This is a genomic window from Pseudoalteromonas sp. BMB, assembly GCF_001709235.1.
Taxonomy (GTDB): domain Bacteria; phylum Pseudomonadota; class Gammaproteobacteria; order Enterobacterales; family Alteromonadaceae; genus Pseudoalteromonas; species Pseudoalteromonas maricaloris.
Genome location: NZ_MBQA01000013.1, coordinates 171,078 through 197,493, shown reverse-complemented (window position 1 = coordinate 197,493; position 26,416 = coordinate 171,078). Strand labels below are relative to the sequence as shown.

The following is a 26,416-nucleotide window of genomic DNA, read 5'->3' as shown; positions in this document are numbered from 1 at the left end:
GCAGCTCAGGTTACTTAGTGTTGTAGTTACGAACCGCCCGCTTTCATAAGATTAAGACGCGACCTTTGGGAGAAATGAAATATCCACATGGTATTTGCTCGGGTTTCCTTCTTCAATTAACACCGTTATCTCTTCTCCGTCTATGTGATTGGTTGGATCAAACCATATATTATCACTATTAAAAATATGCAATTGCGATGTTGATGGGTTTCTCCATTGTGCACAAATTTGGTAAGGGTTTTTGCCGTTAAACTCTATTCTACGGTTAACTTCAACACTCTGAAACTTAGCCACCACTGGTGTCCCTTTTTCCTTTAGATACTTCACTTTCTTATTTTTTGACGCGCCAAATAAGATAATTGAAAGTCCAATAAGGAAAAATACAGAGCCTATTCCAGCTAGGATCATAACTCCGCCCCAAAGCGAGAAAGTATCGTTAATTTCAGCTTTTTCGATTGAATCTTCTAGATAAACGACGCTTACAACCTCTCCTATTGAATATCTGTTAGGACCGCCCCCAGTAGAGGACACAAACTCCGCTATTTCGCCATTTTTGGTGCGGAATTTAACGAAAGGAGCATAGGTATCCGAGTCTTCAGACTGGGAACGAATAAGGTCTACCACTGTGCCTTCGGTAATGATTGCACGGTCCAGAAAGTCTTGGGTACTGTTGTACATAAAAAGCGATCCGATTAACAGTGCGGACCCAATCAGAGTGAAAATGTATTTAACTATCACGAGCAACTCCTTTTTGCTGGAATGATTTTATAAATTATATATGCGTAGTATGCATAACGCATTGTTGGATCAGACTAAACTAGTTCGACCTAGAATGTAGATGTTATTTAAGCGGCGAGAGAAAGTTAAGGCGAGCGACTTCACTTGCGTTGATTTACAAGCTATATCGTCACAGCGGCGCTCATTCCCTGACCTAACATCGTATCCTTTATGGCCTATTAGACCGTTTTTCATCATCTATTTCAACTTTCTTGATGCTCAGTTCAATCATACTCGTGAACTTCACTTCGATATCTGTAACTGATCCCGCCATGTTATGCAGCTCGCTAGTAAAATTATGCGGTCTCAAGATAACCCAAAACATTTAGGTTAAAGGGAGCCTGCTTAACACCTGTCACATAGTTAAGGGCTTACTTTTGCGGTCTAAATGTAGCTACTCAACATTGCTGTAATGGCGCGTAACTTAGTGTAATTACCACCCTGAAAAATTAACTATAAAATTACATTTAATTTCTGACTGTATGAGAGTGCTAGCCAGAACTTGTAGCTACTTAATAGCGTTATCTAGATAATTTTCAAAGGAAACTTTATGAAAAAGCGTAATATAATCCCATGTTTCGCAGCTGCCTTATTGATTTCGGCGTGCTCGAGTTCAACAAATAACAGCGATGATAAACCAAAAGACGAAGATGTTAGCGCTAAGGTCAGTCTTTTTTTCGGTGGCAATATTATCACTGTTGCTAGCAAAAAACCCTTCTCTTTAGGAGCAGATGAAAATCCCGCGGTGTTGGTCGAAAATGGTGTGATTACATTCGTCGGTTCAGTCGACGACGCAAAGGAGAAGCTAGCAACAATTAGAAACCATGCTCCAAAAACCAAGATATCTTACTTCAATTTAAATGGCAGAACCTTAATGCCAGGATTCATAGAACCTCATGCCCATTTACAATCAACGGCGCAAATGAGTGGAGTAAAAAATTTAATGCCTTGTCTGCCAGACAAATATCAAGAAAAGCTCTCTAAAGATTACGGCTGGATTTACTATCCGAATAAGAAGGCTTCAAGTGCGAAAGATGGACAGGGGCACTGCTTTATATACCTAGATGAAGCAATAGCAAAAGTAACAACAAGTCCGCCATTTGTAATTGACCATGTTAATAAAGTTGGATGGTACATTGGAAATGGGCTTGATCCGTCACGAATGGTCCAAGAAGAGTATGCCAAGAGGCCTTTCGATCAGCGTATAAACGAAAATCGAGAATTTTTTGCATACCCAATGAAAGCTATTGACGAAATTGACAACCAAAAATTAAAAACGGCACAAAGTAACAAAGCTATATTTATGACTGACCAATCAGGGCATTTAGCGTACGCCAATATGTCTGCATTTGAGCAAGTGGGCTTGTGCAATACAGTGGTCAAAAAAGCACAGATAGACATGATTTCTCAAGCAAAAGTCGATGAGTTTGAAAAAGAGAACCCTGACTTTAAACTCCCCGTCGAGGATTACACATTGACTTGTGAAGGTACAGAACAAGACGTAAAAACCAGTCAGTTTATCGTGAAAACCTTATGCTTCAGCGATGGCGACTTAGATATAGTGAATAATGCTAAGTACAAAGAGATTGACTCGAAAAAGTGGCAGTACTCTGGCCTCATCAAAGAACCAAGTGCGTATATGCTGTTTATTAATACCATTTTAAGAGCAAAAGGCACTAGTAGCAAAGACATTTCAGCACTAGTACACCATGCACCAAATACGCCCCCTGCAACCAGCTGCCCGCTCGATACAGCGCAACCGGAGCTAGCTAAATATGATAAAGATGAAAATGAAGAGGTTTTGATGAAAATGAAGTACTTGCTCAATACTTCATCGCAACAGGGGGTAACCATGTTAGTAGACGGTGGTTCAACAACAGAAATGAAAGACGATTTCATCAATCTAGTTCTCATGGAGCAACTGCAACCAGCCGCAAGAGTTCGCTCTGTGTACGATTGGCGCAACTATCAAGACGACGCAACAGCCGCTCGCACTCAATGTGTGTATGATCCTAAAAACCCCAGTGAATGTGATTATATTCCTTTTGAAAGTAAAGCTTTTAACGGTATGTACTCAGCGCAAGGCATTAAGCTACTCTCAGATGGCTCTACCCAAGGCTGTAGCGCAAATTTAAGTACTAATTACTCTAAAGCAGGACTTTGTAACACGTTTGGCAAGGGTCATGTTGATTATACCAAAAACGAAATTGTCCAAAATCTCTCTAGATTTTTACCCACCTGTGACAACAGCGTACATCAGCCTTGGTACTTTAATCTTCACGCAAATGGTGATCAAGCTATATCAGATTCACTTAATGCGTTAACTCAAATGGCAGGTGATGCAAAACGTCACACTTCAACATGTAAAGAGAAACAGGTCGCTCAGACGTTTACTGATCTAGCTCACACAATTATTCATTCCACAGTGAATGATATAGATCAAAGTACAAAAGAAAATAAAACAATTTATAAATACCTCAAAGCTCGCGAAACGTTTCCGAATTTGACACCCAGTCATTTAATCGCCCATGTGGCCTACTGGGGAGCATCAATGAGAAATGAATTAGGAGATCTACGAGGCAATAGGATCGACCCTATGGAAGAAGAGCTCGCCGCAGGGATCCCCTTCTCGTTACATAGCGATTTGAGTATCAGCCCGTTATTCCCACTATGGTTTATTGAACAAGCCATGACTCGCCACACTTGGGAATATCCATTCTTAGCATCCAGAGGAAAGTATTTAGGTACAAATACAGATGGAAAAAGTAACTTATCAATACAAGACGCCATAAAGGCCGTCACTATTGTTCCTGCAATGCAACATAACCTCTCCCATAAGCTAGGTTCAATTGAAGTTGGCAAAATAGCTGACTTGATAGTTTTAGATAAAAACTTAATGGATTTTCAAACCACGCCTGAGAGCATCCACTCCATCAATGTGGAATGTGCATTTATAAATGGTGACGAGGTGACATGGGTCGATCTCGAAGATTTAGGCAAAGCTAAAAACCTTACAGACTACACGCCTAAAACCTTAGCTTCTAAATGTCGCAATAGCAGCACATTGAACTAAAGGGCTTTACGCTGCAATTCAGTAATCAATAGGGTCGGCCTCACTGACCCTATTCAAAGATTGATATCTGTAAATTTCAAACAAAAAAATAGCGCCTTCAGGCGCTATTTTTATGGGATTCTAAATTAGAACGGCATTTTGAAGCCTGGAGGCATTTGCATGCCGCCGGTGACTTCTGACATACGCTTTTGCGTTTCTTCACCTACGCGACGAACTGCATCGTTTACCGCAGCGGCTAGTAGGTCTTCGATCATGTCTTTGTCGTCTTCCATTAGGCTTTCGTCGATTTCTACGCGACGTACGTTGTGGCTACCAAGCATAGTTACTTTAACTAAACCTGCGCCTGCTTCACCTGTTACTTCTAGGCTCTTGATCTCTTCTTGGGCTTTTTCCATGCGCTCTTGCATTTGCTGCGCCTGCTTCATGATGTTGCCCATTCCGCCTTTAAACATATTCTGCTCTCTTATACTTCAATTTGGTTTACTGTGATAAAAGATAAGGGCTAACGCCCTTAATTACAATGCCTGAACGCTATTTTCGTCAAGCATTGCGTCAAATTCTTGAACAAACGCACTGACGAGTGGATCGTCTCGCATCGCCGCTTTAGCTTGGACAAGCCTATGCTCATCTAATTGTTGCTGTACCAAAAACGGCGTGTTATTTACCGTGTCGATATAGTTAATCTCAAGCGTTATTGGCTGTTCGAATAAAGCGCTTAGGCTTTCTGTTAGTTTCTCTCTCAGCACTGCGGAGTCTAAGTGCTGTTGACTCGCGTCTACTTGCAATTGTACCTGCGCGCCTTGCTGCGTTATCACGCTGTGTAATGCATACTGGCGAATTCGACCACCTAATTGCATCTTTTCAATCATGTTTGCCCAATCGTCGCTTTGGTGAGCAAACTTAATGTCACTGATTGGACTAACAAAGTTTTCCGGTGCAGGGATCTCCACTTGAATACTTTGTTCGTTATCATCTTGTTTTACCGGCGATAACTGCTCTAGCAATTCTGGCGCTAAATTTTCCGTAATAGGTTTATGGCGCTCTTGAAACGCTTCTTTCTTTTGCTTTTTTGGTGCCAAGCGAGGTGTTGCTGGCTGTGCGCGTTGCGGTTCAGGCTGATACTCAGGTGTGGTTACTGTCGTAGCTGGCGCTTGCTCTATTGGCATTGGCGCACTAGGCGCCTCAGACTTTTTTACCTCACCATTGGCTCCCACCAATCGACCCGCCCCAGAGATATTACGATTTTTTAAAATTCGTGCTATTGCTGACTGGGCTTGATTTTGCTGCTCGGTAACACTTGCTGTAGCAGCAGGTTCTGAAGCGCTTTGATTTTGCACCTCAGGTCGAGACCAATCCTCTTGGTTTTGTGATGCCATTTGCGCGTATGCAGCATCATCAACTGGAGCACTTTCATGATGATGTACAGGAACTTGTTCTTGGAACCCCTGCTCTACCGCCTGTGACATAATGCTGTCGTATTGGTTGGCCATCTCCGCCTCAGATGGCACAGAGGCAACTGGTGCTTGGCTTTGCGCAGCAGGCTTTGGCGACACAGGCTCATACTGTGTTGTTTGTTGCGTGGTTGATGTCGTTGCTTCTGGTGCATATGTAGGTGTTGCTGTCGGCCGTACCTGAGGTGATGCCGCTACCGTAGCGTTATCTTCCGTTGGCTTTTTTAACAGCGCTCGTAAATCCCCTACTTTGCTTTGCTTTTCAGAAGTCTCCTGGCTCACAGGAGCGCTAGGCACTACACTATGACTTTCTTTTTCAAACGCCATTAAGCGCAGCATGACCATCTCAAACCCAAGTTTAGGCTCAGGTGCCCACTTTAGGTCTTTTTTGCCATTCAACAGCAGTTGATACAACAACTGGCCCTGTTGCGGTGCTAATTGCTCGGCAAATAGCTTGATGTCGTTGTTATCAAAATTTGATAACCGCGCAGCACTAGGCACGAGTTGAGTGAGCTGAATAACATGCAATAACGCAATTAAATCGTCCAGCACACTAACAAAATTACCATTTTGTAGTGCTATTTTTTCAATCGCATTGAGTAAGGCTTCACCATCGTGGCATAAAATTGCAGACAGCAAAATGACCGCATGAGCACTATCCATCAGTCCCAGCATAGATTGCACTGCAGGCACAGTTAAATTGCCATTAGTTTGTGCAATAGCCTGATCAGTCAAACTTAGAGCGTCACGCATACTGCCATCAGCGGCTTTCGCTAACGTTTGTAGCGCTACTGGATCAAAGGCAACTTGCTCTAGCGGCAGGATTTTCTCTAGCTGTTCAACTATTTGCCCTTGTGTCATTGCGTTCAGATTGAACTGCAAACAACGAGACAGAATAGTCACAGGCAACTTTTGTGGATCGGTTGTGGCGAGCAAAAATTTTACATGCTCTGGCGGCTCTTCTAAGGTTTTCAGGAGCGCATTAAAACTGTGCTTCGACAGCATATGCACTTCATCGATGAGATAAACCTTGTAGCGACCACGAGTTGGTGCATATTGTACGTTGTCTAAGATTTCTCGCGTGTCTTCAACTTTTGTGCGAGAAGCCGCATCAATTTCGATTAAATCGATAAACTTACCAGTTTCAATCTCAGTACAGGCACTACACTGACCACAAGGCGTTGAAGTAACGCCTTGTTCGCAGTTAAGGCTTTTAGCAAAGATCCTAGCAATGGTTGTTTTGCCCACACCACGTGTTCCGGTGAATAAATAGGCATGGTGTAAACGCTTTTCATTGAGTGCGTTGACCAGAGCTTGTTTAACATGCTCCTGCCCCATTAATTCATGGAAGTTTTGCGGACGCCATTTTCGCGCCAGAACCTGATAGCTCATGCTTATTCGCCTTCGAACTCTACAAGTGAAAGGATTTTGATCCCAAGATCATTGATTTTCTTTTCACCACCAAGCTCAGGCAATGAAATAACAAACGCAGCATCAGTAGCTTCACCGCCTAAGCGCTTAACCAGTTTTGCTGTTGCTTCAATAGTACCACCTGTTGCAAGTAAATCATCAACAAGTAGCACTTTATCACCTGCTTCAATCGCATCTGAGTGTAATTCAAGCGTATCTTCACCATATTCAAGTTGGTAAGACTGGCTGATCACCTCACGCGGTAATTTACCCGGCTTTCTTACTGGAATAAAAGGAATACCTAACTCATACGCCAATGGTGCACCGAAGATAAAACCACGCGATTCAGTACCGATGATTTTAGTAAAGCCGCCATCTTTATAAGCCGCAACGAACGCATCAATTGTTGCCTTAAACGCAGCAGGATTTGCTAGAAGTGAAGTCACGTCACGGAACATGATCCCAGGTTTTGGGTAATTAGGAACCGTCGCGATACTATTTTTGATCAATGACATATTCTCTGTCGTCATAATTGCTTTGCTTTAAGTTTATTACAAAAGAGTGAGATTATAACAATTTTCTATCCGGTTGAAACCGACTGAATGACTTTGTGTGTCAGGATGGAGGAAAAGCGAACAATTTAGCAAGTATTTTATACCAATTAGCTTAATTAAGTGATCTATTTTGAGGCGAGAAAATCTTGTCGATAACAAGGCGAAAGTTTTGCGATTTAGTTGCTCTAAATGAGAAATTTTTAACGCAGTTAGCGTCAGATTTGCTCCTTCAAATTGAGCAAGTATTAAGACTAATTGGTATATATCTGTATTCAATCGAAAAAGGCTGCGAAAAGCAGCCTCTAGGTAAATACGCTCAGCTTGACTTACGCAAGCGCTGTTGCCCAGCCTAGAATCGCGTTTAAACAGCCAATTCCAGCGAATACAGCAACAAATGCAAGGAAATACTTTGCATTGAACGGATCTTTAAAGTCACCTTTAGACATAGATACTACCTTTAATTTTACAACTCGCGCCAACTGCATAGTTGCAGAAAGCATTGACTAGCGCCCTAGTCCGAGTTTAAGCACGACAAAAACAGGCCGTATAATAGTCGATGTTGCCAATAGCTTAAAGGTTTTTTGTTTTGATAATGCCAAGATCCGCGAATTCAGCTAGTGTATGCCGTGCCCCTTGCTGCAGCTGCTCAATAGTAAACTGAGGCACTTGCTGCGCGATAACATCCACAATGTCAGTGAGTTGCATACCATCATTGGCTTCAATCACCGACAACATTAAGGCCGTCATCGGATTTAGTGCGACAAACTGAACATCGTCGTCTTCATCTCTATACAGTGCAAAACTAAACGTTTGCCCTGCTGTTTTAGTTGGCCGAAAGGTTTCACTGATCTGATGAACTGGATATTGATAATGTGAAACTCTGGCTGTACTTGCCAAGCTAATTTCAACATCTGCAAGCGCTTGTACCTCAATTGAAAGCTCATGCTCTGCCTCAACGGTCGTTGCCACATCTAGCTCTAGCCATTCATAATGAGCAAGCTCTAACAAGAACTCAGGATCAACTTCAGTGGGCTCGTATTCTGTTTGTAAAAACTGCAAGAACTCTTTGCTAATCTCTAAAAAGTATGGCGAATGACAATCGTGCTTAGCAAAAAATAGCCTAATTAACGTCAACCAATCTTCATTGGTATACAAGCTTTTAAGTACAGGAAACGCACTGCTCACGAAGCCTTCGACATTATTAAAAAACAGCTCTTGATAGATTCTTAAGCGCCGAGCTTCTATGCCTTCAGGTGCTGGGTGGTTGTCTGGATCTCTGACATGCGCCATAAACTGCTGCTGAGTTTCTACAAAAGACATAGCTATACCTGCTCCAAGCGCTTGGCGTATTTGGCCTGTATTGCTGAAATTTGCCCCGCTTCTGCCAGTAATTCTGCCATGGGAGGAATATTAAAATCACGCTCTAGTAACGTCGGAAATACCCCATGTAGCTCATAGGCTTTCTCTAACAAGTCCCATACTGGTGAAGATACCTCAGCGCCGTGCGTATCAACGAGTAAGTCTTCGGCTTCCACATAATGGCCTGCGATATGACCGTATGCAATACGCTCGGATGGCATAGCCGCTAAGAATTGTTCAGCATCGTAGCCATGGTTAATAGCGTTGACATAGATGTTGTTAACATCGAGTAGCAAATCGCAATCGGCTTCGGCTAATACCCCAAGGGTAAATTCCAACTCCGACATTTCTTGTCCAGGAGCGGCATAGTAAGAGACATTTTCTACTGCAATCCGGCGTTCTAGGTGCTCTTGGACGGCTCGGATCCGCTTAGCGGTATGATAGATTGCTTCTTCAGTAAAAGGGATTGGCATCAGATCGTACATATGACCCTCTCCCGAACAATAACTCAGATGCTCACTATACGTAGCGATATTATGCTGGTTAAAAAATGTTTTGAGTTGGGATAAAAATTCGCGATCAAGCGGTGCAGGTGAACCTAGCGATAACGATAAACCATGACAGATAAAGGTATGTTGTTGCGTCAATGCTTGAAATTGCTTTGCAAGCTTACCGCCAAATTTTAGCCAGTTTTCTGGTGCAACCTCATAAAAGTCTACTTGCTTTGGCGGCGCATTGAGCACGTCATCGACCATTTCACGGCGTAAACCAAGTCCTAAGTTGCCTAACTGCACTGCCATATTTCTCTCACTTTAGACATTATTTTGAACTAATCAGAAGCTGGCATCACAGAGGCTTTACTGTATGCATGGCTTCACTTTGGGATTACCCAATAGCGCCGCTTACCTTAACATAACTAGCTGCGCTATTGGGTCGAACAAAATGGTATTCCTATTTAGTGGTTACCACCGCATTTGCCTTCGCCGCATTTACCTTCTTTTTTGCCTTTGGCATCGCCACCACATTTACCTTCGCCGCACTTACCTTCTTTTTTGCCTTTGGCGTCGCCACCACATTTACCTTCGCCGCATTTTCCTTCTTTTTTGCCTTTGGCGTCGCCACCACATTTACCTTCGCCACATTTTCCTTCACCAGCGTCTAGTTGATAACCAGCGGTCATTGTTTCAAAACTAAATGGATTAGCACTTGCGTCTGTTGCGGTTAACCCCGCGGTACCCGCAACAACAGCGCTTAAAGTAAGGGCAATAGAGTTCTTTTTAACGGTATTCATAATGTTTGCTCTCTCAGAAATAGTAGATTCAATTAGTAGACCCAAACGTCTAAATATTTATTTCGCTAAACGTTTAAAAATTTTAGTTGCATTCGCTAAGTTGTGGTTTACATCCATTTATAGTCCATCTGTTGCCTTTTTGCTATTTGTGGATAACTAAGGGCTGTTGATGACTTGCAGCAAACAATTAGCTAAAATGTCGCGCTTTTCGATGAGTCATCAGTGACTCATTTTATTTTTGTTGTGTCTGAAGGTTAACACATGAAGCTAGTTCTAGCGCCGATGGAAGGTGTAGTTGATTTTAAAATGCGCGAATTGCTCACAGATCTCGGCGGCTTTGATCTTTGTGTGACTGAGTTTATTCGCGTTGTTGATCTCACCTTTCCACGCAGAGTATTCACTAGATACTGTCCTGAACTATTAAATGGTGGCTATACCAGAGCCGGAACACCGGTACGAGTACAGCTTCTAGGTCAGGTTCCCCATGCGCTTGCAGCGAATGCACGAAAGGCCATAAAGCTTGGCTCTCATGGTGTCGATTTGAACTTTGGTTGTCCTGCGAAAACCGTGAATAAAAGCCGCGGCGGCGCGGTTTTACTGAAAGAGCCTGAGCAAATCTATCAAATCATTAAAGCAGTTAGAGATGCGGTACCAGAAGAACATCAAGTAAGCGCTAAAATACGCCTTGGCTTTGACGATGATGCCAATAGCACTGAAATTGTCGATGCGGTCCAGCAAGGTGGTGCGTCGAGTTTGGCGATACATGCGCGTACCAAACGAGATGGCTACAAACCGCCAGCGTACTGGGAAAAGATCCCACCTTTACTATCAAGGTTAACCATTCCTGTCGTTGCTAACGGTGAGATTTGGCAAGTTGAAGATGCGATACTCTGCCAAACACGTAGCCAATGCCAAGATTTGATGCTTGGTCGCGGTGCACTAGCCACCCCTGATCTGGCAGCAAAAATCAAAGCGCATGTTAACGGAACTCATTACACTCCACTCACATGGGAAAACGTGGTCTACCATATCCTCCACTCTTCCATGCATCAAGATGAGAATATGAGTGAAAAGTACTTTTCGGCTAGAACAAAACAGTGGTTAAGTTATTTGAAACGTCAGTATAGCGGCGCACATGTTCTTTTTGATGAAATCAAAACGCTTAAAAGCAAAGATGACGTCATGAAGGTGTTGCAGAAATACGCAATGTCTCCAGACCTTGATTCAAATCATAACAGTGAAGTTTGACTGAAATGATAATGGGGCGTCGGATAGGAGAGCGCCCATGAATGAAAACACACATAACTACGAGCAAAGCTTACAAGCTGAACTCGCTACACTTAGAAGCGACTTTTTAGGGGAGCTAAAAGCTTCACCTAATGAGTTTACTCATAACCTTGCCAATACCTTAGAGCTCAACCCACCCAATAAATGGCTTGATATCGTAATGGAAAAAATAAATCCCGAGCAGTTTCCGCTCTATGATAGGTTGATGAAAGTCGAAGCGGCATTATGCCAAATGGAGATCGGTCAGTTTGGTTATTGCTGTGATTGCGAACAGACAATAGAGCTTGAGTTGCTAGAACAAGATCCAGCAACTCAACGCTGTCGCAGTTGTAAGACTAAGGCTTTAAAAAATGGGGATATGCAGCAAAAATAGTCGCCGGAAAATAGACTATATTAGCAATCAATTGTTGTGCTTGTTGTTCATTCAGCGCTAGTTTTGAGTTGAGCGCAACAAATGCTTGCTTTTGTGACCACCCTTGATAATGAATTCCCAAATCCACAGCCATCAAAGTTATGATTAGCGCTTTATGCTGCTCTATTACCTTTGTACATTTTGCTATGCTCGAAGGCACATTAATAAACCCATCACGCCAATTAAGCCCGCTAATTCTTTGGCAATTCGCTGGCAGTAACTCTAATATATAAGGCTGCTGAGTATTCGCCGTTATCTTGAGCTCATTTGGCTTACTATTTTTCTCATCAATTTTTGATAACGTTGCCAAAACTTTATTCGGCGATTCCTGAATGGCCCCATAAAAATTTAGCTTTGATTGGTACCACTCTTTCCCATTAGGTAACTGATGCAGCCCAAGCATCGCTCTTGGTTTATAATCATGTAAATAAGTCAGCAGCGTTGAGCGTGATGGTAGGTTAATATCCGAATCTTCAAGCTGCTTTATTATGGTTTCCCGCTCTAAGCGATTTAGGCGAATATTACTTTCATCAGCCTCTTTTAGCTTAGTTAACACAAATGCAAGCCATTGGCCTAGTTCTTCATTGTTCACCTTATCTTGCACATTTTGGATCACAGTCCTGTAGGCAGGCCAAGGTAAATAACGTTCTGGGTAGCGCTCTTGAATTCTTAAGTAGTCCAGCTCTTTATGCGCCATAACATCAGGTTCATTCAAACTACTTGATAATAAAGCGTGTCGTAACTGTAAATAGCCCTCTGTGAACGGAAAAACTGTAATATCATCAGTAGATGAATGACTTAAACTACTGTTAAGAGAGATTAAAGAAGTTCTGAGTTCCTGATAACTTACGACTTGCTTTTGCTCACTACAAGCAGATTGGAATATAAACGCGACCAAAGTAAGACTGAACAATAGATGCTTTTTCATAATTTCACATTAAAACTTGAAATCAAAAAAGCCCCTTTCGGGGCTTTTTAATTAGAGGCTAACACCCCTACGTTGTGCTTTTTCTTTGATAAAGCTCGACCAGCTAACTGCAAATCTTCGAGTGCTAGGATCTTCCTTCGCCTTCAAAATTGCTGCATAAGCTTGTTTAAACTTATCTTGATAGTAGTAAGCTTCCGCAAGATCAGCATATGTACTGCCTTTCTTTTTGGTACCAAGCTCTAACGCTTTATTTAGTCTAACTACCGCTGCACTGTACTGTAGATTTTGCAGTAAAAGGCCACCTGCTCTTCCATAAAGTTCTGCGTCATCGTCAAATTTAGCAGCTTCTTCATAGTATTTAGCAGCATCACTGATATGTTTAGCTTGGTGGTAATAACTTGCAAGCGCAGTCACGTTTTGCTTCGTACGTTCAATTTTGCCATCTTTCATAGCCTTTTCGAACGTTTGAGCAGCACGCCAAGGATCTTCTGTCAAAGAGTATAAGCTTCCAAGAATCTTATAGTCATTCTCTTTTTCAAAGTAACCTTTGCTATACGCCACCTTCATTACAGTCATACCTTTACTGTAATCTTCGGTTTGCAAATAAAAGCCACCTAGTTGTGTCCAAGCTTTCGGGTCTTCAGGGAAAACACGTACTAACTCTTCACCAACCTCTACAGCCTTTTTGAATTGCTTCAATTCAAAGTAAGCTGCAACTTTCATCAGATAATATTGTTTATTTGGCTCTTCTACACCTGCGATAGCTTTATCAGCTGGAGCAATAACATTAGTATATTGCTTTAACTCATAATAAGCTTGTGCGATACGACCGTGTACTTTAGGGTCATTTTCACCCGTAAAGTCCATCCACGCTTCATAGGCTTTGATACCTTCTGAATACTTTTCAGTACCTAGCAGAAGATCACCAAGTAACTTCATAAGATCGCCTTGATCTTTAAAGTTAAGCGCATCAGGAGCAATAGCTAAACGCGTATACTTAATCGCTTCGCCGTAGTTTTCCTTTTGAGCATAAAGCTGACCTAGGTAACGGTTAACCGTTGCTTTATCGAAATCATCTGAAGGGTCAAGCTCGCGAAGCATTGCAATCGCTTCATCGACTTTTTCTTCGTTATATAATTCGAACGCTTTGGCAACTTTTTTACCTACTCGCTCACCCATAATCTTAGTTTTTGCCGCTTTACGCTTCTCTATTTCTTCATAGTTAGGCGCAGCAGAAACTGACTCTGAGTAAATGCCACCAGTCAATGCAATAAGAAGAGCAAGAGCTGTAAATTTGGGTAAACTTTTCATGCCTGCCTCCTTAATTACCTTGGTTTAGTGTGAAATCAAGCTGGACTGTGATTCCAGGTTGCTTCTGTGGTTTACCATCAACAACTTTAGGACGATATTTCCACTTACGCAATGCACGCTTCGCTTCACGGTCAAAGATGCGCTTTGGTTCAGCATCGATAATTTCAACATCTTCGACTCCACCTAGCTCATTGATTGTGAAAGATAAACGTACCCAACCTTCTTTGCCATCACGAGCGGCTTGAGGTGGATATTTTGGCTCAATTCGAACGATAGGTGTCGCATCACCATCACGGCCAAACTCGCCAGGTCCAGATAAACCACCTGCAGTACCACCTAGGTCAATGCTAGGCATGTTAAAGCCGATGTTACCCGCAGAAGGATCAGCCGTGTCTGGCTGAGGCGGCTGCGGTTTTGGCGGCTGCTTAGGTGGTGGCGGCGGCGGAGGCGGGACACGCTTCCGCTGCTGCACCTTTGATTCAGGCGGATTCGACATAATCTCGACTACGATTTGTTCTTTTTGTACATCTGCCCTATCTGCTCCTCCGGAGATAAGATATGACATGAAAAAGAACAAGCCGAGAGTTACTGCCCCACCTGCTAGAAGTGAAAACAGAAGTCGAATCATTACTGATCTCCAGCTATTGAAATCTTCAGATTGTCGCCAGTCGCTTTAATTTGGTCCATAACCTGAACAACTACGCCGTGTTTCGCGCCTTTATCGGCTTGAATAATAATCACGTCAGTAGGTTGTTCTGCCATTAGACTTTCAAGGTTTGCACTTACACGCTCAACATCAACTTGACGCTTGTCCATCCAAATCTCACCGTTTTCACGGATTGCGATAAAGATGTTCGCATTCTTAGTCTTTTGTGCCTGTGCCGCTTTTGGCTTGTTAACCTCAATACCAGCTTCTTTAACAAAAGAAGTGGTTACAATGAAGAAGATAAGCATGATGAATACGATGTCTAGCATCGGCGTCATATCTACTGCTGCATCTTCCTCTTCACGAAAACGTTGTTTACGTGCCATAGTTCAATCTCTCTCTAGTGATGAGGCAAGCTATCAACTAGCTTCTCTTTAGCCATTTTTGCACGTGCTTCTAGACGCGTGCTAAAGAAAACACCTGATAGTGCCGCAACCATTCCAGCCATTGTTGGTACCGTAGCCATTGAAATGCCTGAAGCCATTAATCGTGCGTTACCCGTACCTTGAGTAGCCATCGTTTCGAATACTGTGATCATACCTGTCACTGTACCTAAAAGACCGATTAATGGACACATCGCAACCAATGTTTTGATAATCAACATGCGCTCATCTAATTTTTCAGACGCTTCAGAAATCCAAGCATCGCGGATTCTGTGTGCGTACCAAGACGTAGTATCTTGGCGGGCGTCCCACTTAGCAACGATATCCTTGTGTATCTTAGGAAACTCGCCTAGTAGGAACCAATAGCGCTCAATCATTAAAACCCACATTAGAAAGAGTGCTATCGCGACCACGTATAATACATCGCCGCCTGTAGCAACAAAATCCCTGATAGATTCCCATATCTCCATCAGGACTAACATTAGGCTTTCTCCTTCTCCGCGTGAGTAGCAACAATACCTGCGCTTTGCTCATCTAGGATGTGTAGAACCGCTTTGCTACGACCGTGTACAACAGCGTGAAGTAGAATTAGAGGTAGAGCTGCAATAAGACCTAGTGCTGTAGTTACTAGCGCTAGAGAGATGTTACCTGCCATGATCTTCGGATCACCAGTACCGTAAAGTGTGATTGATTCGAATGTCATGATCATACCAACAACTGTACCTAGTAGACCTAGTAGTGGCGCAATAGCCGCTAAGATCTTAATGATGTTTACACCCATCTCGATACGTGGAGTTTCACGTAGGATAGCTTCATCAAGCTTAAGCTCTAGGTTTTCAACGTCTTGATCTTTGTTATCATGATAAACTTTCAAGATACGACCAAGTGGGTTGTTTGTGTTAGGGTTATTCGCGTTTTTGATTTGCGCTTTGATTTTACCGCTAACAATGAATAGGTCTAGCATACGAACGATAGCAATCAATGCACCCAAGATAAGTAGTGCTGTAATGATGTAACCAACCGTGTCACCTTGGTGCCAGCGCTCTTCCATCGTTGCACGTTGAGTATTAAGTTGTAGTAATGAACCGCGAGTCGGGTCAACCGCAAACATAACGAACTGATTAGCAGGTGCACCGATCAAACGCTCAACACCACCTAGTTCACCACTTGGTTGCTTACCAAGAGGAACAATTTGCTTGTTCTCTGCGTCGTAGATAACGTAGCCATCTTTAGTTACAAGGTTGAAGTTACCAACACGTGTTACTTCTTTGACGTTTACATCACCATTTAGCTCAGCAACTTCAGCTTCAAACTTAGTTACTTTCGCAGACTCTGTCATTTCAGTTTGGAATGCAATCCAAAGATCTTCTACTTCACGAGTAGTTGGAAGCTCTTTCGCTTCAGCTAATGAACGAAGTACTTCAGCGCGTCCTGGTTTTTCAGCACTTACTAGTGAAGCTTCGATTGAACCGATAGCGTCAGCAGCTGAACGACGTACAACACCGAACATTTCACCAAGTGTACCTTTGGTATTTTCTAGCTCAACTTCTTTCTCAGCAAGCGTCACTTCGTTCTGTTTGAATTGTTCATTTAAACGCTCACCACGTGCTTTCTCAGCAGCTAGCTCACGCTTTGCTTTGTTCAACAATGCTTGTTTGTCAGCACGGTCATTTAAAAACTCTTGCTCACGCTGCTTGTTGATTTTGCCTTCAGAGATTCGGTTTTGCTTAACCTGCTCTAGGATTTTGTCTAAGGCTTCAGTGTTTGCGTGTGCATTTAGCGCGGCACCAGCAGAAACTGTTAACGCTGCAGCAACTGCAAAACCTTTAAATAGTTTCTTCATCATTATTTACTCCGCGCCAAAGATAGGTAGATTTACAAGTTCAGGAGCCGCTTGCTTACGTGCAATACGGATCATGCTCTTAACAGGCTTAAGATATTCTTCGCCAAGTTGATCCCATTGCTTAGAGTTATTGTTCCAAACCCAAGCGTGTTTTTGGTCGAACGACTGGGCAACATATGCAATACGACCAAGACGTGCGAAGTCAACATTGATGTTTTTGCCATTTTGCTCAAGAGAACCTTGGCTCGCAACCATTGTTGTGCTGTAGTCAGTTTCAATAGTGTAAGCTTCAAGAACTTGACGGAACTTCTCAGAAGTCGTTACAGACGAGTTAGTCATGATGTTGCGAAGTTTCTCAGCGCGCTCTAGACGTGCTTCTAGATTAAACGGAACGTCCGCTTTGATGAATTGCTCAAGCGTATCGATCATGCGATACATCAAAGGCACAACGTCCTGTTTTGTCTTGTCAATAGTACCAATTTGACGCTCAAGAGACTCAATACCTGCATTTTGATCTGCTACAAGACGTGCAACATGATCGTTATAAACTTTAAGCAGTTCTGCTTCTTCAACCAGACCACGGTATTCCGCGATCATTTCTTGAGACTGACCGTAAAGGTTATCAATCTTTTCTTGAGACTTTTTAGCAGCCGTTTGAGTTTGTTGACCTACTTTTTGTATGTCATTCAAAGGATCTGCAATCACATTGCTGCTTGCAAAAGCTGTCGCGCCTAAAAGCGCCGTAGCTACAAGGCTCTTTCTGATTTTAACAGACATAGTTCCCAACCAATTAAGTAATGTTACTTTTATAATTTTCGCGCTCTCACCAACGTGAGAGCAACCCTGATATCATTTGACAGATACCAACTGTCCAATAATGCTAAATGCAACACGATGTGTCAACTTCACTGTGAAAACATTTTTTGTCAATAAATAAGTAATAATTATATACAAAACAAAAAATTAACATCAAAAACACAGCAAAAGATACACATCCTTTGTAAAACCAACCTTTTGCATACGCCGTTTACAATGTTTTACATCAGGTTTATTCCAATAAATTGAATAGATATTCCAAATAGAAATTGTGAATAACCTATCAAAACAGCAATATAAGCTAGATTTTTCATTGCACAGAACGCAAATTATTTCATCTTCTGCGAACTAACGCAAAATTTGTTTATCTATCCCAAATCGCTTGATCTATTTTTTCCTGCAGAATTTGAACGAATTCAGCGACGTGTAGACCATCCATTAAGGCATGGTGGACTTCAATACAAAATGGCATCGTACCATCTGCTTTATTGTATTTTCCGAACACAAATTTTGGGATGCCGAAGTCATCTCGACTGTGTCTCGCATGACCAAAACTGGAAAAAGATAACCATGGAAGTATAGATACATGAACACAATTTGGCACCTGACTTTCCATTAAAAATTGCTCATTGACAAGCGGCCCATTTAGTTGCTCAGTTTTGCTATGAATATTGGCGCTAATAAAACGGTTGAAATCACTTTCAGGTGCGAGCCTTACAAATCTGAAGGTTTCATCCCCTCGCAGAAAAACACTGCTAATTTCTACAGCATCATATTCAACCACCTCTCCTGCCTCTATTCGGTAACGAATGGGGGTATAGCTTTGTAATGCCAGTTGTAGTGCGTATAGGCAACTAAGAGAAAACGGAACGGCATTACGTTTACTCATTTCGTAAACTCTTTCCATTTGCAAGCTGACGGTAACGGTAAAGTAAGGTTGGGCAAAATCATTGAAGAACGAAAAGTGTTCTTGGCGAGGCCAAGTATCAAGAGGTATTTTCTTTTTCATACAAAAAAAGGGGCACATGCCCCTCTCTGGTAATTAAACGGCGCTGTTATTATAGACCGTTTTCAATAATCTCTTGAGCTAATTTATCAGCAATTATATGTGTTGAAACTTTCTCATCTTCAGAACGCTTAAAGATTTCGGTTAGCGTATCAAAAATACCTTCAACGTGTTTAGTCGCTGCTGCTTCATTATAACCTTCAGGTTTTGTTTCATAGTAAACATTGATAATTCCACCAGCATTAATCACATAGTCTGGTGCATACAAAATGCCTTTTTCACGAATGATCTCACCATGACGAGACTCAGCAAGCTGGTTGTTTGCACACCCTGCAATAATCGTCGCTTTAATACGTGGAATAGTGTCGTCATTTACCGTAGCACCGAGTGCACACGGCGCATACACATCAACATCTAAATCATAGATTTCGTCAATACCAACAGCTGTAGCATTGAAATCATTGACTACCCTTTGTACTGACTCTTCGTTGATATCAGTAACAAATAGCTCCGCACCCGCTTCATGGAGATGCTTACATAAAGTGTAAGCAACTGCACCCAAGCCCTGCACGGCAACTTTGATACCAGCCAAGTCTTGGTGACCATACTTGTGTTGGTAAGCTGCTTTAATCCCAAGGAATGTGCCTAACGCAGTATATGGAGAAGGATTACCGCTTTTACCTTCAAGACCCATTACGTAGTTTGTTTCTTTATGCATTACCATTACATCACCTGTTGTGATGTTTACGTCTTCAGCTGAGTAGTAGCTGCCACCTAGACGGTCTAGGTGCTTACCAAACGCTCTGAATAGCGCTTCTGACTTGATTGCCTTAGCATCGCCAATAATGACAGATTTGCCACCACCAAATGGTAAGCGTGCAACCGCATTCTTATATGTCATCCCTTTAGATAAACGCAGTACATCATATACCGCGTCTTCATCAGAGGCATAATTCCATAGGCGACAACCACCTACCGCAGGACCTAGCTTAGTATTATGTACAGCGATAATCGCTTTAAGACCTGATGCTTCGTCTGAACAGAATACGACTTGCTCATGGTTATCAAATTCAACTTGGTTAAATACAGCCACTTTCTTCTTCTCCAAAAATTATCTATCCCATACGGGTAAGCTCTTAGGTGTGACTTTGCGTTCAATACCACACTAAGGGCAAATAGCGCTGAAATTGGCAAGACTCTATCACTAACTTTAGCACCATTCCACAAATTGAGATGATATAAACCCAATTCAAAGCAAATACAAATATTTAACTCAAAAATACAACCAAAAAAAGAAAAACAAACCATAAATTTATTTAATTTAGGAATTTTAATTCAAGTTATTGAACTTTTCTGAAGTTACTGTTTACGTAAACGGAAAGCAAAAAATAAATGTAAAGCTTTCAATACAGGAGTAAAGTGGCACACAAGTGTACAATACAAAAATAATGCTTAAATTAAGAATCATCAGATTATTTTAGTTATTCATTGATACAACTTGAAACATGTTGACAACACCAACAACACTTGTGGTAACCTAAAACTCACAAAAACACAAGGAAATGAAAATGAAAATAAAACTAAAATTATCAAAAAAAGCACTCAAATCATTGGCACTATTAGATAATACAATTAACCATAAGCAAACACCATTGGTTGCTGGTGGTCGAAGAAGCGATGATTCATTCGCTAATCCAACTGATTTTAATGACACAGAATGTACGCATCAGGAAAGAACTTACAGCTGCTACGACTGGTAAGAAAAGTGAGCAACTGCAGAATCGAATCGTACGACTCTGCAGTTTGCGCTTTTTACCTCAATTTATTATCTAACTCTTCAATTCGAGCTTTCCAAATTGCTGGGCCTTGGGTATGCGCATTCTCACCATTGCTATCAACAGCAACCGTCACCGGCATGCCTTCTACTTCAAATTCATAAATAGCTTCCATACCTAAGTCTTCAAACGCTACAACACGTGATTTCTTAATTGCCTTAGCCACCAAGTACGCTGCACCACCTACAGCCATAAGGTAAACGGCTTTATTTTGTTTGATTGACTCGACAGTTGCTGGACCGCGCTCGGCTTTACCGATCATGCCGATAAGACCCGTTTTCTCTAACATCAGATCAGTAAACTTATCCATACGTGTAGATGTGGTAGGACCTGCAGGACCCACGACTTCATCGCCAACAGCATCCACTGGACCCACGTAATAGATGAACTTATTAGTGAAATCGACACCTTCTGGCAAGCCTTGACCAGAATTCATCATTTCTTGCAGACGTTTATGCGCTGCATCTCGACCAGTTAGGATCTTGCCTGAAAGCAACACCGTTTCACCCATTTTCCATTCTTGGATATCTGCTTTGGTCAAAGTATCTAGATTGACACGACGCGTATCTTCACCCACTTCCCAAGTCACTTCTGGCCAATCTTCGAGCTTTGGTGCTTTTAGATCTGCAGGACCTGAACCATCTAGTGTGAAATGTACGTGGCGTGTAGCGGCACAGTTAGGGATCATTACCACTGGCTTAGACGCTGCGTGTGTTGGTGCTGTTTTGATTTTAACGTCAACAACGGTTGTTAAACCACCAAGGCCTTGTGCGCCAATGCCTAGCTTATTTGCACGTTCAAAAATTTCTAGACGCAGCTTTTCTTCTGCGGTTTCGGCACCACGTTCCATTAGCTCATGGATATCAACCGGATCCATTAAAGACTCTTTAGCCAATACAGCCGCTTTTTCTGCTGTACCACCGATACCTATACCTAGCATACCCGGAGGACACCAACCAGCGCCCATTGTCGGTAATGTTTTTTCTACCCATTCAGCAACATCATCTGATGGGTTTAGCATCACCATTTTAGTTTTGTTTTCAGAGCCGCCCCCTTTCGCTGCAATCATCACTTCAACTTCAGCACCAGGTACTAAGTCAATGTGTACGACCGAAGGCGTATTGTCTTTGGTGTTTTTACGGCTACCAGCCGGATCGGCAACGATTGATGCACGTAGTGGGTTATCTGGATTCATGTAGGCACGACGAGTTCCCTCATCTACCATTTGTTGTACCGTCAAGTCTGTTTTATCCCACTTAACGTCCATACCGACTTTAACAAAGCAGGTGACGATCCCTGTGTCTTGACACAGCGGACGCTTACCTTCTGCTGACATGCGTGAGTTAATTAAGATCTGTGCAATTGCATCTTTCGCGGCCTTACTTTCTTCTTTTTCGTAGGCTTTTTCTAATGCTTGGACAAAATCAAGTGGGTGGTAAAATGAGATATATTGAAGCGCATCTTCAATGCTATCAATAAAGTCTTGCTGACGGATTGTACTCATGACGGTTCCTCAATTTTCGACGGTATTTTTTGGTATTGAAACTTTCGCTGGCAATTGTTGTTATTCAGCGTCAGAAAGTCAATTTCAATACCTTAAACTATGGAATAGCAGGTAACTATGATAACCTCCCCGCCCGTTTGGGGCTAGCTTTGCAGGTCAAGTAAATGATAAACGAGCGAATAAACTGTACGAAATTAGACATTAGGCATAATGCACTAGAATTATTTGAACACTTTGCAAACGAATCTCAGGCTATCCTGTTAGATTCAAGCGATTCCGATCACATCAATAGTCGCTACGATATCATTGCGATTGCACCAATTAATTTACTTGAAGCTAAAGACGGAAATGTATTTTTAGACGGCGAACTGCAAAGTGAATCTATATTCACTGTGATGAAAGATAAGCTTGCCCAGTATAGTAATTGCTGTGCTCCCCATGATTTACCTTTTAATGGCGGTTGGCTTGGTTATTTTGGCTATGATCTCGGCCGTTATATTGAACACATTCCACTTTGTGCAGAACATGATATTCGGCTCCCCGATGCCTGTGTTGGCTTGTATCCAGACGCGTTAATTTATGACAAAGTACACAAAGCTTGGTTTTATGTGTCGCAACCTAATACACAAAGGCTAGAGATGTATTTGCAGCGGCTCGAGGACACCTCAGCGTTCGAGCCATTTAGGCTGACGTCACAGTGGCAGTCAAATATGACTAGAGCACAATACGAGCAAAACTTTGAGCGCATTCAATCTTATTTGTTAACTGGCGACTGTTATCAAATAAACCTAGCACAGCGATTCAGTGCTAACTTTGAAGGAACTCCGTGGCTCGCGTATAAAAAGCTTCGAAACCACAATCAAGCGCCTTTCTCAGCATTTTTTAACTTAGGCAATAGTGCCATTGTTTCCGTGTCGCCAGAGCGCTTCATCCAAGTTAAAAACAATATTGTAGAAACTAAGCCGATTAAGGGCACCTTGCCAAGATTACCAAATACTGACGCCGATAAAGCGCAAGCTGAAAAACTGAGGAACAGCAGCAAAGATCGAGCTGAGAACGTCATGATAGTAGACCTACTACGTAACGACTTGGGTAAAGTGGCCAAGCCGGGTTCTGTCGCGGTTCCATCACTCTTTGCAATCGAAAGTTTTCCTGCGGTTCACCATCTAGTCAGTACGGTAACGTCTAAACTAGCCGAAGGTAAATGTGCAGTTGATCAACTCGAAGCCGCCTTCCCCGGTGGCTCCATAACAGGTGCACCTAAGATCCGCGCCATGGAGATCATCGAAGAGCTAGAGCCGCACAGACGCAGCGTTTATTGCGGCTCAATCGGCTACCTTAGCGCCTGTGGTAATATGGATACCTCTATCACTATCAGAACCCTAGTTTGTCATCAAAATAAGATACATTGCTGGGCAGGTGGTGGTATAGTCAAAGACTCTCAAGTACAGTTGGAATTTGAAGAGACTTACCACAAAGTGAATAAAATCCTCCCGGTATTAAATGAAGATTGATCAGGTTATATCGCAATTTATGCTGGCGCCCATCATGGCGCAAACACCAACTACACTGCATACTCTAAAGCAAAGTGCGGTGCTTATTCCTATTGTTGATGTAAACACTCGAGCCCACCTGTTGTTTTGCAAACGCAGCAGCGAATTGCCGAGCCACCCGAGTCAAATTTGCTTTCCTGGCGGCAAAGTCGAACAACAAGATAGTAATATCATCAACACAGCACTGCGCGAAACCGAAGAAGAGATAGGTCTGACAATCTCTGAGTCTCAAGTACTGGGCATATTGCCGTTTATGCAAACGCTAACCGGCTATCAAATCACCCCCGTTGTTGCTTCTGTACAACAAAATGCGACTTGGGCGAATCAAAGCGACGAAGTGCAACATACTTTTACGGTGCCATTAAAGCAATTAAATGCAGCCAAGAATTGGCGAACTTTCCATTTTACCAATAAAGGCAAACCCGTTTCACTCGACGGGTTTATGACACCGCACGGTTTACTGTGGGGCGCAACGGCAAAAATCGTCAAACAATTTACCGCCCTATTTTAGCCCTTAACTGGTAAGACCTTTTTTAAAATCCCCTTCCACCTTGCAGATTAGAGACCTTTCTATCATGCTTACTGCAAAGCTGGCATATACTTTTGCCGATTATGGGTTACTTCCCTAAGTAGACACGTTATGATGGCGTCCGTTTTAAAGGCAATGTGAGTAAAATTTATGATCAGTGCATTCGATATGTTTAGTATCGGTATTGGCCCTTCTTCCTCTCATACAGTGGGACCAATGCGTGCTTCTAGGTTATTCGTACAAGACCTTCAGGCACAAGGCATCGTTGATGATATCACTTCGGTGAAAGTGGAACTGTTCGGTTCTTTAGGCCAAACAGGTATCGGCCACGGCTCTGGTAAGGCTGTTATTTTGGGACTTGCGGGTTACGACCCTGAGACCATAGATGCAGATCTAGTACCAGAGATCTTAGAAACCATCGAAAATGAACAGGTTATCTATCTCGACAAGCAACATAAAGTAAAATTTCCTAAGCAAGGCGCGATTGTTTTTCACCGTCGAAAAACGCTGCCTAAGCACTCCAATGCAATGGAAATTAAAGCATATAGAGGCGAAGAGCTTGCTCATAGCCAAATTTACTATTCGATTGGTGGTGGCTTTATCGTTACCGATCAGAATTTTGAAGCTGAAAAGCAAGCTGCGCTAGATATCAGAACAGAAAACCCAGCACCTTACCCATTCAATTCAGCCGCTGAGCTACTGGAAATGTGTAAAGAGTCTGGGCTTAGTGTGTCTTCGTTAATGATGGCCAACGAGAAAACGCTACGTAAAGAATCTGAAATCAAAGAAACGCTATTCCACATCTGGCAAGTAATGAAAGCGTGTATTGAACGTGGTATGAAAACCGAAGGTATTTTACCAGGCGGTTTAAAGGTTCGTCGTCGTGCACCTAGCCTGTATTTAAAGCTCAGTGTAGAAACGCACCAAGATCCACTGCGCGCAATGGATTGGGTGGATTTGTTTGCACTGGCAGTCAACGAAGAAAATGCAGCGGGCGGCCGCGTAGTGACCGCACCAACCAATGGTGCAGCTGGTATTCTTCCAGCGGTGTTAATGTACTATCACACTTTTATCAAAGAAGTGGATATAGAGATTGCCACACGTTATCTACTTACCGCAGCGGCAATTGGGATCTTATATAAAAAGAATGCCTCAATTTCTGGTGCTGAAGTAGGATGTCAAGGTGAAGTAGGTGTTGCGTGCTCAATGGCTGCTGGCGCTCTGACTGAAATAATGGGTGGTAACGTCATACACGTTGAGAACGCCGCCGAGATTGGTATGGAGCATAACCTGGGTCTAACCTGCGACCCTGTCGGTGGGCTTGTGCAAGTTCCGTGTATTGAGCGTAATGCAATGGGCTCTATTAAAGCCATTAACGCGTCTCGCCTTGCTTTACGCGGTACGGGCGATCAAAAAGTGTCACTAGATAAAGTAATTAAAACGATGCTTGATACCGGTAACGATATGAAAACCAAGTATAAAGAAACCGCGCGCGGTGGATTGGCAGTAAATATTATTGAGTGCTAACTGACAATTGTCAGTTCACTTTATAAACCACTTAATGGCATCATGATGACAAATCATGGTGCCATTTTTTATGGTGTATACCGATTAAATTACTGATTTTAGTTTACTCTTTATGAGCATGAATATTTAACTTTAGGCCAGAGTAAGAAGTTAACATAGCGCATTGTGGTCAAAACCTTTATGTAGCCACTGCCGGTTAAAACAATAAAGTTTTAACCGTGATAGCACTTAATCACCTTGCTAACGCAAAAGTATCTATTGTCATTTAGTAAAGGCGGTATGTAGTTACCATGGAATAATTTCCACAAGATCCATGATAAATAAGCATTATCAGAGATTCAGGTTATTTACATCCATACGTTAATAGATGGATAAAATACGACTAAGCTAAATATCAGCATCAATTATAAACAAAAAAGGAGTAAATTGATTATGTCCGGCACTACGATGGTTTTTTTAATTGTACTTATTAGCGTTGGTGGAGGCATACTTAGCGAAATGTATAAACGCCGTTTAGAATACAAAAAATTAGATTCGCAAAGCCAAAAAGAACGAGACCAGTTGCACGCAGAGCTTAATGCTTTGAAATCAAGAGTTGCCATTCTTGAGCAGATTGTGACCGACGAAGGTTATCAAGTTAAAAAGGATATCAACAATCTATAATAGCTTCCCGCCAATGATTACAAGCAAACAGGTTAAATACTCCTCTAACCTGTTTGTTTTTTCAGCTTTCTTAGCTACCATTTACATTCGTTTTCAATGCCATTAACTACTTGAAAGTATGAATAAAAAATAATTTTTATTCACATCGTTATTACAAACAAATAAATTATAAAATTGCTAACATAAATTTACTTGAGT

24 protein-coding genes and 1 pseudogene are annotated in these 26,416 nt (G+C 42.2%); 8 read left to right on the top strand and 17 right to left on the bottom strand.

All coding sequences use genetic code 11. From position 1 onward, the window contains the following. Positions 1–51: 51 nt before the first annotated feature. Positions 52–678 carry a DUF3592 domain-containing protein gene (locus tag BB427_RS02160; RefSeq protein WP_239652661.1) on the bottom strand — a complete coding sequence of 209 codons (627 nt, stop codon included), beginning with the start codon at positions 676–678 and terminating at the stop codon, positions 52–54. A 649-nt stretch (positions 679–1,327) separates the two neighbouring features. Between BB427_RS02160 and BB427_RS02155 the strand changes: the two genes are divergently transcribed. Continuing rightward, on the top strand, positions 1,328–3,850 hold the full coding sequence (locus tag BB427_RS02155) for an amidohydrolase family protein (RefSeq protein ID WP_069018794.1): 2,523 nt from the start codon (positions 1,328–1,330) through the stop codon (positions 3,848–3,850). A gap of 125 nt (positions 3,851–3,975) precedes the next feature. Here BB427_RS02155 and BB427_RS02150 read toward each other — a convergent pair whose 3' ends face one another. The 6 genes and pseudogenes from BB427_RS02150 to BB427_RS02125 all read right to left on the bottom strand — a co-directional run. Then, the gene (locus tag BB427_RS02150; RefSeq protein ID WP_010368987.1) at positions 3,976–4,302 is read right to left on the bottom strand and encodes a YbaB/EbfC family nucleoid-associated protein; all 327 of its coding nucleotides are present in this window, start codon (positions 4,300–4,302) and stop codon (positions 3,976–3,978) included. A gap of 63 nt (positions 4,303–4,365) precedes the next feature. Beyond that, positions 4,366–6,693 carry a DNA polymerase III subunit gamma/tau gene (gene dnaX, locus BB427_RS02145; RefSeq protein WP_069018793.1) on the bottom strand — a complete coding sequence of 776 codons (2,328 nt, stop codon included), beginning with the start codon at positions 6,691–6,693 and terminating at the stop codon, positions 4,366–4,368. A 2-nt stretch (positions 6,694–6,695) separates the two neighbouring features. Beyond that, complete coding sequence (gene apt / locus BB427_RS02140; RefSeq protein ID WP_010368992.1) at positions 6,696–7,241, bottom strand: adenine phosphoribosyltransferase; 546 nt, start codon at positions 7,239–7,241, stop codon at positions 6,696–6,698. Positions 7,242–7,835: 594 nt separating this feature from the next. After that, the gene (locus BB427_RS02135; protein ID WP_069018792.1) at positions 7,836–8,585 is read right to left on the bottom strand and encodes an HvfC family RiPP maturation protein; all 750 of its coding nucleotides are present in this window, start codon (positions 8,583–8,585) and stop codon (positions 7,836–7,838) included. A 2-nt stretch (positions 8,586–8,587) separates the two neighbouring features. After that, positions 8,588–9,424: an HvfB family MNIO-type RiPP peptide maturase gene (locus BB427_RS02130; RefSeq protein ID WP_039492460.1), complete on the bottom strand. Its 837-nt coding sequence runs from the start codon at positions 9,422–9,424 to the stop codon at positions 8,588–8,590. A 161-nt stretch (positions 9,425–9,585) separates the two neighbouring features. Then, positions 9,586–9,915: pseudogene (locus tag BB427_RS02125) on the bottom strand (HvfA family oxazolone/thioamide-modified RiPP metallophore); the annotation flags it as partial. Between the two features lie 261 nt (positions 9,916–10,176). Between BB427_RS02125 and BB427_RS02120 the strand changes: the two are divergent. Then, complete coding sequence (locus tag BB427_RS02120) at positions 10,177–11,163, top strand: tRNA-dihydrouridine synthase (RefSeq protein WP_069018790.1); 987 nt, start codon at positions 10,177–10,179, stop codon at positions 11,161–11,163. A 37-nt stretch (positions 11,164–11,200) separates the two neighbouring features. Beyond that, positions 11,201–11,575 carry a TraR/DksA family transcriptional regulator gene (locus tag BB427_RS02115; protein WP_010369006.1) on the top strand — a complete coding sequence of 125 codons (375 nt, stop codon included), beginning with the start codon at positions 11,201–11,203 and terminating at the stop codon, positions 11,573–11,575. Here BB427_RS02115 and BB427_RS02110 read toward each other — a convergent pair. The 9 genes from BB427_RS02110 to BB427_RS02070 form a co-directional block, all read right to left on the bottom strand. Further along, positions 11,538–12,542, bottom strand: coding sequence for a hypothetical protein (locus BB427_RS02110; protein WP_254663563.1), 1,005 nt, complete (start codon positions 12,540–12,542; stop codon positions 11,538–11,540). The genes BB427_RS02115 and BB427_RS02110 overlap by 38 nt on opposite strands. Positions 12,543–12,593: 51 nt before the next feature. Further along, complete coding sequence (locus BB427_RS02105) at positions 12,594–13,853, bottom strand: hypothetical protein (RefSeq protein ID WP_069018789.1); 1,260 nt, start codon at positions 13,851–13,853, stop codon at positions 12,594–12,596. A 10-nt stretch (positions 13,854–13,863) separates the two neighbouring features. Continuing rightward, positions 13,864–14,481 carry an energy transducer TonB gene (locus BB427_RS02100; RefSeq protein ID WP_010369012.1) on the bottom strand — a complete coding sequence of 206 codons (618 nt, stop codon included), beginning with the start codon at positions 14,479–14,481 and terminating at the stop codon, positions 13,864–13,866. After that, complete coding sequence (locus BB427_RS02095; protein WP_010369015.1) at positions 14,481–14,885, bottom strand: ExbD/TolR family protein; 405 nt, start codon at positions 14,883–14,885, stop codon at positions 14,481–14,483. The genes BB427_RS02100 and BB427_RS02095 overlap by 1 nt, the downstream gene beginning before the upstream one ends. A 14-nt stretch (positions 14,886–14,899) precedes the next feature. Continuing rightward, a complete protein-coding gene (locus BB427_RS02090) occupies positions 14,900–15,424 on the bottom strand; it encodes a MotA/TolQ/ExbB proton channel family protein (protein ID WP_069018788.1) in 525 nt (174 codons plus the stop codon). Beyond that, on the bottom strand, positions 15,424–16,785 hold the full coding sequence (locus BB427_RS02085; RefSeq protein WP_069018797.1) for a MotA/TolQ/ExbB proton channel family protein: 1,362 nt from the start codon (positions 16,783–16,785) through the stop codon (positions 15,424–15,426). The genes BB427_RS02090 and BB427_RS02085 overlap by 1 nt, the downstream gene beginning before the upstream one ends. Before the next feature lie 6 nt (positions 16,786–16,791). Beyond that, on the bottom strand, positions 16,792–17,562 hold the full coding sequence (locus tag BB427_RS02080) for a DUF3450 domain-containing protein (protein ID WP_069018787.1): 771 nt from the start codon (positions 17,560–17,562) through the stop codon (positions 16,792–16,794). Positions 17,563–17,965: 403 nt separating this feature from the next. Then, positions 17,966–18,610 (bottom strand): CatA-like O-acetyltransferase, encoded by a 645-nt coding sequence (locus BB427_RS02075; RefSeq protein ID WP_010369021.1) that lies wholly within the window; start codon positions 18,608–18,610, stop codon positions 17,966–17,968. Between the two features lie 49 nt (positions 18,611–18,659). Continuing rightward, the gene (locus BB427_RS02070) at positions 18,660–19,700 is read right to left on the bottom strand and encodes a Leu/Phe/Val dehydrogenase (RefSeq protein WP_069018786.1); all 1,041 of its coding nucleotides are present in this window, start codon (positions 19,698–19,700) and stop codon (positions 18,660–18,662) included. A 475-nt stretch (positions 19,701–20,175) separates the two neighbouring features. Here BB427_RS02070 and BB427_RS02065 point away from each other — a divergent pair, with 475 nt between their 5' ends. Beyond that, complete coding sequence (locus BB427_RS02065; protein WP_069018785.1) at positions 20,176–20,367, top strand: hypothetical protein; 192 nt, start codon at positions 20,176–20,178, stop codon at positions 20,365–20,367. Positions 20,368–20,419: 52 nt separating this feature from the next. On the opposite strand, the gene BB427_RS02060 is transcribed toward BB427_RS02065, so the two are convergent. Continuing rightward, positions 20,420–21,946 carry a fumarate hydratase gene (locus tag BB427_RS02060; protein WP_069018784.1) on the bottom strand — a complete coding sequence of 509 codons (1,527 nt, stop codon included), beginning with the start codon at positions 21,944–21,946 and terminating at the stop codon, positions 20,420–20,422. 164 nt (positions 21,947–22,110) lie between these two features. Between BB427_RS02060 and pabB the strand changes: the two genes are divergently transcribed. The 4 genes from pabB to BB427_RS02040 all read left to right on the top strand — a co-directional run bounded on the left by pabB (position 22,111) and on the right by BB427_RS02040 (position 26,218). Next, a complete protein-coding gene (gene pabB / locus BB427_RS02055; RefSeq protein ID WP_069018783.1) occupies positions 22,111–23,460 on the top strand; it encodes an aminodeoxychorismate synthase component I in 1,350 nt (449 codons plus the stop codon). After that, complete coding sequence (locus BB427_RS02050) at positions 23,450–24,010, top strand: CoA pyrophosphatase (RefSeq protein WP_069018782.1); 561 nt, start codon at positions 23,450–23,452, stop codon at positions 24,008–24,010. The genes pabB and BB427_RS02050 overlap by 11 nt, the downstream gene beginning before the upstream one ends. 168 nt (positions 24,011–24,178) lie before the next feature. Continuing rightward, positions 24,179–25,555 carry an L-serine ammonia-lyase gene (locus BB427_RS02045; protein ID WP_069018781.1) on the top strand — a complete coding sequence of 459 codons (1,377 nt, stop codon included), beginning with the start codon at positions 24,179–24,181 and terminating at the stop codon, positions 25,553–25,555. 432 nt (positions 25,556–25,987) lie between these two features. After that, on the top strand, positions 25,988–26,218 hold the full coding sequence (locus tag BB427_RS02040) for a hypothetical protein (protein ID WP_069018780.1): 231 nt from the start codon (positions 25,988–25,990) through the stop codon (positions 26,216–26,218). Positions 26,219–26,416 lie beyond the last annotated feature (198 nt).

Bases quoted from the DNA above. Each gene is read 5' to 3' on its own strand.
- BB427_RS02150 (WP_010368987.1), bottom strand. From the start codon at position 4,302: ATGTTTAAAGGCGGAATGGGCAACATCATGAAGCAGGCGCAGCAAATG.
- BB427_RS02090 (WP_069018788.1), bottom strand. From the start codon at position 15,424: ATGTTAGTCCTGATGGAGATATGGGAATCTATCAGGGATTTTGTTGCT.
- BB427_RS02075 (WP_010369021.1), bottom strand. From the start codon at position 18,610: ATGAAAAAGAAAATACCTCTTGATACTTGGCCTCGCCAAGAACACTTT.
- BB427_RS02065 (WP_069018785.1), top strand. From the start codon at position 20,176: ATGAAAATAAAACTAAAATTATCAAAAAAAGCACTCAAATCATTGGCA.
- dnaX (WP_069018793.1), bottom strand. From the start codon at position 6,693: ATGAGCTATCAGGTTCTGGCGCGAAAATGGCGTCCGCAAAACTTCCAT.
- BB427_RS02060 (WP_069018784.1), bottom strand. From the start codon at position 21,946: ATGAGTACAATCCGTCAGCAAGACTTTATTGATAGCATTGAAGATGCG.
- BB427_RS02085 (WP_069018797.1), bottom strand. From the start codon at position 16,785: ATGAAGAAACTATTTAAAGGTTTTGCAGTTGCTGCAGCGTTAACAGTT.
- BB427_RS02095 (WP_010369015.1), bottom strand. From the start codon at position 14,885: ATGGCACGTAAACAACGTTTTCGTGAAGAGGAAGATGCAGCAGTAGAT.
- BB427_RS02120 (WP_069018790.1), top strand. From the start codon at position 10,177: ATGAAGCTAGTTCTAGCGCCGATGGAAGGTGTAGTTGATTTTAAAATG.
- BB427_RS02110 (WP_254663563.1), bottom strand. From the start codon at position 12,542: ATGAAAAAGCATCTATTGTTCAGTCTTACTTTGGTCGCGTTTATATTC.
- BB427_RS02160 (WP_239652661.1), bottom strand. From the start codon at position 678: ATGTACAACAGTACCCAAGACTTTCTGGACCGTGCAATCATTACCGAA.
- BB427_RS02135 (WP_069018792.1), bottom strand. From the start codon at position 8,585: ATGTCTTTTGTAGAAACTCAGCAGCAGTTTATGGCGCATGTCAGAGAT.
- BB427_RS02050 (WP_069018782.1), top strand. From the start codon at position 23,450: ATGAAGATTGATCAGGTTATATCGCAATTTATGCTGGCGCCCATCATG.
- BB427_RS02080 (WP_069018787.1), bottom strand. From the start codon at position 17,562: ATGTCTGTTAAAATCAGAAAGAGCCTTGTAGCTACGGCGCTTTTAGGC.
- BB427_RS02045 (WP_069018781.1), top strand. From the start codon at position 24,179: ATGATCAGTGCATTCGATATGTTTAGTATCGGTATTGGCCCTTCTTCC.
- pabB (WP_069018783.1), top strand. From the start codon at position 22,111: ATGATAAACGAGCGAATAAACTGTACGAAATTAGACATTAGGCATAAT.
- apt (WP_010368992.1), bottom strand. From the start codon at position 7,241: ATGACGACAGAGAATATGTCATTGATCAAAAATAGTATCGCGACGGTT.
- BB427_RS02100 (WP_010369012.1), bottom strand. From the start codon at position 14,481: ATGATTCGACTTCTGTTTTCACTTCTAGCAGGTGGGGCAGTAACTCTC.
- BB427_RS02115 (WP_010369006.1), top strand. From the start codon at position 11,201: ATGAATGAAAACACACATAACTACGAGCAAAGCTTACAAGCTGAACTC.
- BB427_RS02105 (WP_069018789.1), bottom strand. From the start codon at position 13,853: ATGAAAAGTTTACCCAAATTTACAGCTCTTGCTCTTCTTATTGCATTG.
- BB427_RS02130 (WP_039492460.1), bottom strand. From the start codon at position 9,424: ATGGCAGTGCAGTTAGGCAACTTAGGACTTGGTTTACGCCGTGAAATG.
- BB427_RS02155 (WP_069018794.1), top strand. From the start codon at position 1,328: ATGAAAAAGCGTAATATAATCCCATGTTTCGCAGCTGCCTTATTGATT.
- BB427_RS02040 (WP_069018780.1), top strand. From the start codon at position 25,988: ATGTCCGGCACTACGATGGTTTTTTTAATTGTACTTATTAGCGTTGGT.